This window comes from Paraburkholderia sp. BCC1886, from assembly GCF_900996245.1.
Lineage (GTDB): Bacteria > Pseudomonadota > Gammaproteobacteria > Burkholderiales > Burkholderiaceae > Paraburkholderia.
Genome location: NZ_CAAJGK010000043.1, coordinates 162837 through 169699, shown reverse-complemented (window position 1 = coordinate 169699; position 6863 = coordinate 162837). Strand labels below are relative to the sequence as shown.

General features: G+C 63.8%; 7 protein-coding genes. 4 read left to right on the top strand and 3 right to left on the bottom strand.

Annotated elements, in window-relative coordinates; genetic code table 11:
* From FQ746_RS13905 to FQ746_RS34790, 4 genes are all read left to right on the top strand, one after another.
* On the top strand, window positions 1-480 hold a 480-nt coding region (locus tag FQ746_RS13905), incomplete at its 5' end, for an electron transfer flavoprotein subunit alpha/FixB family protein (RefSeq protein ID WP_222105879.1).
* Window positions 481-530: 50 nt separating this feature from the next.
* Window positions 531-1592 (top strand): cupin domain-containing protein, encoded by a 1062-nt coding sequence (locus tag FQ746_RS13900; protein WP_144109959.1) that lies wholly within the window; start codon window positions 531-533, stop codon window positions 1590-1592.
* A 38-nt stretch (window positions 1593-1630) separates the two neighbouring features.
* Window positions 1631-3301, top strand: coding sequence for an FAD-dependent oxidoreductase (locus FQ746_RS13895; RefSeq protein ID WP_144109958.1), 1671 nt, complete (start codon window positions 1631-1633; stop codon window positions 3299-3301).
* 137 nt (window positions 3302-3438) lie between these two features.
* On the top strand, window positions 3439-3576 hold the full coding sequence (locus FQ746_RS34790) for a hypothetical protein (RefSeq protein WP_186310734.1): 138 nt from the start codon (window positions 3439-3441) through the stop codon (window positions 3574-3576).
* An 82-nt stretch (window positions 3577-3658) separates the two neighbouring features.
* Here FQ746_RS34790 and FQ746_RS13890 read toward each other — a convergent pair whose 3' ends face one another.
* The 3 genes from FQ746_RS13890 to FQ746_RS13880 are packed head-to-tail and all read right to left on the bottom strand — an operon-like array spanning window position 3659 to window position 6656.
* Window positions 3659-4555 carry an alpha/beta fold hydrolase gene (locus tag FQ746_RS13890; RefSeq protein ID WP_222105878.1) on the bottom strand — a complete coding sequence of 299 codons (897 nt, stop codon included), beginning with the start codon at window positions 4553-4555 and terminating at the stop codon, window positions 3659-3661.
* A 16-nt stretch (window positions 4556-4571) separates the two neighbouring features.
* Entirely contained in the window at window positions 4572-5459 is an 888-nt protein-coding gene (locus FQ746_RS13885) for a fumarylacetoacetate hydrolase family protein (protein ID WP_144109957.1), read from the bottom strand.
* A gap of 39 nt (window positions 5460-5498) precedes the next feature.
* Window positions 5499-6656 carry a CaiB/BaiF CoA transferase family protein gene (locus FQ746_RS13880; protein ID WP_144109956.1) on the bottom strand — a complete coding sequence of 386 codons (1158 nt, stop codon included), beginning with the start codon at window positions 6654-6656 and terminating at the stop codon, window positions 5499-5501.
* Window positions 6657-6863 lie beyond the last annotated feature (207 nt).

Below are 6863 nucleotides of genomic sequence, written 5' to 3'. Positions count from 1 at the left end.
GACGCGGTCGCAGCCGAAGGCGGCAGCGCGACGGTCGAGAAGATCGAAGCCGCAGCCGACAGCGGCATCTCGCAGTTCGTCTCGCGCGAAGTGACGAAGCTGGACCGTCCGGAACTGACGTCGGCGAAGATCATCGTGTCGGGTGGCCGGGGTCTGGGCAGCGGCGAGAACTACACGAAGGTGCTCGAACCTCTGGCCGACAAGCTGAACGCCGCACTCGGCGCATCGCGCGCCGCCGTGGATGCGGGGTTCGTGCCGAACGACTATCAGGTCGGACAGACCGGCAAGATCGTCGCACCGCAGTTGTATATCGCGGTCGGCATCTCGGGAGCGATCCAGCATCTGGCCGGGATGAAGGACAGCAAGGTGATCGTCGCGATCAACAAGGACGAGGAAGCGCCGATTTTCAGCGTCGCCGATTACGGTCTGGTGGGTGACCTGTTCACCGTCGTGCCGGAACTGGCCGGCGCGCTGCCGTAATCACCGTCCCTCCACCATTGCATCGCACGCACAATACAAACGGAGTTGCCATGAGCGAAACAGTCATGACGGACACCGCGCAACGCCAGGCACTCGCCGACGAGCTGGACAGCTTCAATTGCCGCATCGCCCAGCCCACCGACGGGCCGCTTTTCACGCGCGAACCGCAATCGACGATGCAGGCCGCGCACTGGAAAGCCGCCGACCTCGCGCGCCTGCTCGAGAAGATCGGCGCGAGCATCAAGCTCGAAGCCGGCGGGCAGCGCAGGACCTTGCGCCTTGCCAATCGCGGCCTGCCGTTCGGTACGACGCCGACCATCTGGGCATCGATTCAGTACATTCTGCCCGGCGAGATCGCCACCGCTCACCGTCATACGGCCAGCGCGTTGCGCTTCATCATGCAAGGTCACGGCGCGGACACGATCGTCGATGGCGAGCGCTATGAAATGAATGAAGGCGACCTGGTGCTCACGCCGGCCTGGGCCTGGCACGATCACGAGCACAAGGGTGACAAACCGATGATCTGGCTGGACGTGCTCGACATTTCGCTGGTGCGCTCCATGCACGCGACCTTCTTCGAAGGTTCGGCGGCGCCGCGTCAGCCCGTGCTGGAAATTCCGGATCATTCGTATCGTCGTTACGGCAGCGCGATCATGCGCCCGCTGAACGACACGAATGTCCCCACGCTCAATCCGCTGCTGGTGTACCCGGCCGCGAGGGCGCAGGAAGCGTTGCAGCTCGCCGCTGCGCTGCCGCCCGACCCGTTCGACGACACGGCCCTCGAATACGTGAACCCGCTCGACGGCGGTTCCGCGTTGCCGACCATCGGCACCGTGCTGCAAGCGCTGCGGCCGGGCATCCATACGAAAGCGCACCGCCACACCGGCAGCGTTGTCTATTACGTGATGCGCGGCAAAGGCGCCACGATCGTCAACGGCACCACGTTCGAATGGGGCGCGGGTGACTTCATGGCGATTCCGCCGTGGGCCGTGCATGAACACATCAACCGTTCGGACGACACACCCGCGATGCTGTTCCAGGTCAACGACATTCCGGCGCTTCGCAAGCTCGGTCTGTATCGCGAAGAAGCCGTCGACGTTGCCGCGGCGTGACGGAATTGAGCAAGTCGATAAACACTCGGAGACTGTAGATGCAAACACCTGTATTGATTGTGGGCGCTGGCCCAATCGGACTGGCACTCGCCGGCGACCTCGGTTTTCGTGGCGTGCCCTGCACGCTGATCGAACGAAGCGATGGTCAGGTGATTCAGCCCAAGATGGACATGGTCGGCGTACGCACCATGGAGTACTGCCGTCGCTGGGGCATCGTGCCCTGGGTGCACGATGCCGGCTATAACCGCGCCTATCCGCAGGACTGTGCGTGGGTCACGGGACTGAGCGGCTACGAGTTCGGCCGGGAAGTGTTCCCGAGCCCGCAGGATGAAAAGTATCCGCCGCAAAGTCCGCAAAAGCGCGAACGCTGCCCGCAGAACTTTTTCGATCCGGTGTTGCGCCGCTTCGCGCAGCAGCAGAAGGGCGTGGACATCCGTTACAACACGGAGCTGATCGAGTTCAGCGAAAACGCGGACGGGGTGGTCGCGAAAGTGCGCGACGTCACCACCGGCGAAGAGTCGGTCATCGAAGCGGGCTATCTGGTGGGCTCGGACGGCGGCGCGAGTGTCGTGCGTCAGGCGCTCGGTATCGGCATGACCGGCGAGCCCACCCTCACGTACACCACCAACGTGGTGTTCCGCACCGACAATCTCGAAGCGTTGCACGACAAGAAGCCAGCCTATCGCTACATTTTCATCGGCCCGGAAGGCACGTGGGCGACGCTGGTGGCGATCAACGGCAGGGACCAGTGGCGCTTCTCGCTGGTGGGCGACGAGACACGCCTGACGCTGACCGAAGAGCAGATGCGCGCCGCCATCGTGCGCGCGGTGGGCCGCGATTTCGAGTTCGAGATCCTGTCGATGTTGCCCTGGGTGCGGCGCCAGCTGGTGGCCGACAGCTACGGCACAAAGCGCGTTTTCGTGGCAGGCGATGCAGCACATCTGACTTCGCCGACCGGCGGCTTCGGCATGAATACCGGCATCCAGGACGCGGTCAATCTGTCGTGGAAGCTCGCGGCGACGATCCAGGGTTGGGGCGGCGAGCATCTGCTCGCGACCTACGAGACGGAACAGCGGCCCGTCGCGATCCGCAACGTGGCCGAGGCAACCGGCAATCTCAAGCGCATGCTGTCGCCCCGCGTGCTGTCGCCGTCGAAGGAAATTTTCGAGGATGGTCCGGGTTCCGAAGCGGCGCGTATCGAGTTCGGCAATCAATATACCGAGCTGATGAAGCGTGAGTGGTTCTCGATCGGTATTCACCTCGGCTACATGTACGAGGGCTCGCCGATCGTCGTGCCCGACGGCACGCCGCAGCCTGTCGACGAAGTGTCGTCGTACGTGCAAACGGCTCGCCCCGGTTCGCGCGCGCCGCATGTGTGGCTGGCCGAAGGCAAGTCCACGCTCGATCTCTTCGGCAAGGAGTTCGTGCTGCTGTGCTTCGCGCCGTCTGCCGAAGAAAGCCGTGTGCTGGGCGAGGCGGCCGCGCGGCGTCAAGTGCCGTTCAAAGCGGTCGGGATCGAGCACGAAGAGGCGCGGCGCCTGTACGAGCGACGTCTGGTGCTCGTCCGCCCGGACGGACAGGTAGCGTGGCGCGGTGACGAACTGCCGGACGATCCGCTCGCGCTGATCGACACCGTGCGCGGTGCCGTACACGGTTTGGTGACCACGAAGATGGACACGCTGCCGTTGGCGCAGCAGAGCGCCGTTTAAGCGCAGGGCGTGCGCGGCGGCATGCCGTCCGCGCACGCCGCTGCTGCTTCAGGGTGCTTCGCGCATTCTTCGAGGCGAACCGGCCGGGCGCGCAGCGGCGGCACACACGCGACATCGATCAGTACGGAGCAGGAATCATGAACTCGACGCGCAGAACTCGCAGAATGGCATGGCCCGACTGGCAGATCCGTATCGCGGCGACGAAAGCCCGGTTCGTTTGCGCGATGATGCTCTGCGCGCTCGCGTATGTCGGCAGCGTGCCGGCGATGGAATAAAAAAATCGTTCTTCCGCATATTGCGGAAGAACGATGGCCAGTTCCCTTGGAGATGGCAAGCGGTTGCAGGTCGTGCGCTTCGTTACCGGTTCAGTCCGGCTGGCGCGAGCCGTTCCAGAAACACCATGATGGCTGCATTGAAAGCGTCGTTGCGATCCCCTGCGATCATGTGCCCGGCGCCCTGCATCAAGGCGGTTTCCAGTTGCGGCAAGCGGCCGCGGAGTTCGTCGATGCCGCTGCTGGACACGACGTCGCTCTCTGCGCCATGCACGAGCAAAGTGGGGATCTTGATGTCGGGACACATGTCGAGCAGACGGTTGGTGCTCTTCTCGCGCTGCTCGTCGCTGCGGCTCGCGAAGAAGCGTGGGTCCCAATGCCAGTACAGACGACCGTCGTCACGCAGCCGGAGGTTCTTCATCAGGCCGCTGGGGTCGCGCGGCCGTGGCCGATGAGGATTGTAGGCGGCGACCGCTTCGGAAGCCTCCTCGATATCGGCGAAGCCGTTCGGATGTCCGTTCAGAAAATCGTGAACGCGGCGCAGGCCTTTCGGATCGACGCGGGGTGCAATGTCGACCAGCACCAACGCGCGCGCCAGCGCCCCTTTGCTGCGGCCCACAGCATGCATCGCGGTCATTCCGCCCATCGACGCGCCGACTACTACCGGCTCGGCGGCGACCGTGCCGATCACGGCCTCGAGGTCGTCGGCGAGCCGGTTATACGAGTAGTTCAAGGTCGTGGACCAATCGCTTTCGCCATGACCGCGGGCGTCGAAGGCGAGCGCGTGGTAGCCGAGTTCGCCGAGGGTCTCGACCGTCCCGCGCCAGGAATGACGGGTTTGACCGCCGCCGTGTAGCAGGATCACGGCGGGTTGGCCGCGCTCGCCGCTCTCTGTTGCCGTCAGCGTGATGCCGTCGTTCATCTCGATGCGGCGGGTCCGTAGCCCCGGCTGCGTCGACGTTCTGGTGTGGGCGGTTTCCATGCGTTCGCTTCTCTGTTCAGTTGACCGGTTTGTCCCAGACGGGATGGTTGCCGCCTTCACTCTGGACGACGGGCAGTGTCATCGAGCCAACCCCGGCAATCTCGATCGTGACCGTGTCGCCGCCCTGAAGCGGGCCGACTCCGGCCGGCGTGCCGGTGGCGATGATGTCGCCGGGATAAAGCGTCATGACGGCGGAGGCCATGCGGATCATCTCCGGAATATCGACGATCAGGTCACGCGTGCTGGCTTTCTGCCGGATGTCGCCGTTGACCGATAGTTGCAGATCGATCGCGTCGTAGTCCGGCACTTCGTCGGCCGTGACCAGATAGGGGCCGACCGGGCAGAACGTGTCGTACGATTTACGCATGACGCGCTCTTCCTTGCCGCGCACCACCACGTCGATCAGGCAAGCGTAGCCGAACACATGATCGAGCGCATCGGCCCGGCTGATTTCGCGGCCACCTTTACCGATAATGATGGCCAGCTCGCATTCGTGATGAATCTGACGGTTCGGGATAGCGGGCAGCACGATCGGCTCGGCCGGTCCGCTCAGGCTCGAATTCGCTTTCAGGAAGAAACCCTGACCGTCGGCTTTGAACGGCGAGATGAGTCCCGTGCCGCGCTTCATTTCCTCCACGTGCGCGTGGTAGTTCGCCGGGAAGGCGATGACCTTGTTCGGCCATGCAACCGGCGTCTCCAGTCTGACGCCAGAGAGCGGCACGCGCGGGCCGGTTTGCGAGCGATCCTCGAGTTTGTTGCGCAAAGCCGGGAACCGGTCGATCAAGTGCAGCATGCCCACGGGCGGCCATGCGTTGGGCACGGCATTCACGAGATCGGATACCTCGACGATATCGTCGCCGACGACGACGCCGATACGTCCGCCATCGAAACTTGCAAGCTTCATGTCAATTTCCTGGTTGAGTTGTTCTGGTCGGCCGGCGGATCAGTGTCCGCCGATCGCTTCGTCGTGTTCGCCGATCGCGGGCGGTCCTGAACGGGCCGTCATTTTCCGGTCGTCGAAACTGGCCGGGTAACGCGCCGCGCGAATCGGTCCGACCGGCGAATCCACGAAGCTGTACACCTGATTGTTTTCGACCTGCGGATCCGCGAGGAACTCGTCGAGCGAGAACACGGGCGCGGCGGGCACGTCCATTTCGCCGAAGCGCTGCAGCCAGAATGCCGTCTTGCCTTCCTTGACGACCGCGCCGACGCGCCGGAAAAATTCATCGGCCATCGCGACGGGGTCGCGCATCTGTTTGAACTCGTCCTTCCATTGCGGACGATCGATCGCGTTGAGCGTCTTCGACATCTGCGCGCCGTTGGCCGGGGAGATCACGACGAAGCCGTCGGCAGTTTCGAGTACCTGCGATGCGGGCGGTTTCCATGCCGACGTATCGCCTTCGAACGTGCGGTGCTGGAACATATCCGGGAAGTTGAAATAGCCCATGACGTCCAGCATCGGCAGTTGCACGTAGCTGCCCTTGCCGGTCTTCTCGCGTTCGTAAAGCGCGGCGAGGATCGCCTGCGCGCCGAATGCGCCCGTGACCTTGTCGACCATGTTGAACGGCGTGACGGCGGGTTTGCCGTTGCGACCCTCGGACGCGACGATGCCGGTGCGGCCCTGAATCAGCGAATCGAATGCGGGTGCGTTGGCGAGCGCGCCGGTGTCGCCAAAGCCGTTGATTGACAACCGGATCAGGCGCGGGTAGCGCGTTTCCAGTACCTCGCGTCCAAGCCCCAGCGACGCGGCGACGCGTGGGCGCCAGTTTTCGATCAGGATATCCGCGCGTTCGAGCAGGTTCTGCAGACGGCGTGTGCCTTCCGCCGTTTTCAGATCGATGACGACGCTGCGCTTGCCGCGATTCGCGTTGGTCCACGACGCGCCGTAGCCGTCGCGGTTATGTCCGAATTTGCGAAACCCGTCGCCGCCGGGCGGCTCGACCTTGATGACGTCGGCGCCGAGATCGGCAAGCATCATCGAGGCAAACGGTCCGGTGAGGAAGCTCGACGTTTCCACGACGACGATGCCGTCGAGTGGGCGTTTCGGCGCCGGGCCGCGGGTGGCTGGGGTGACATGGTCGGGTTGGACTGGATCTGACATCTGGCGTCTCTCTGGCTGGTGTTGCTTTTGGCGTTATAAGTCATTGGATCAACCTTTGAAATTATGATGAAGGATGGGCCGGATGATGTCAAGCGGTAGCGATGCGGGAACGCGCCCGGCGGCGGCCCAAATGAAGCGGCCGCGCCGGGTCCGCCCGAAGGCGGCCGTGCGCGGCCGAAGGCTGCGTCGCAAGAGCCGTGAAAGGAA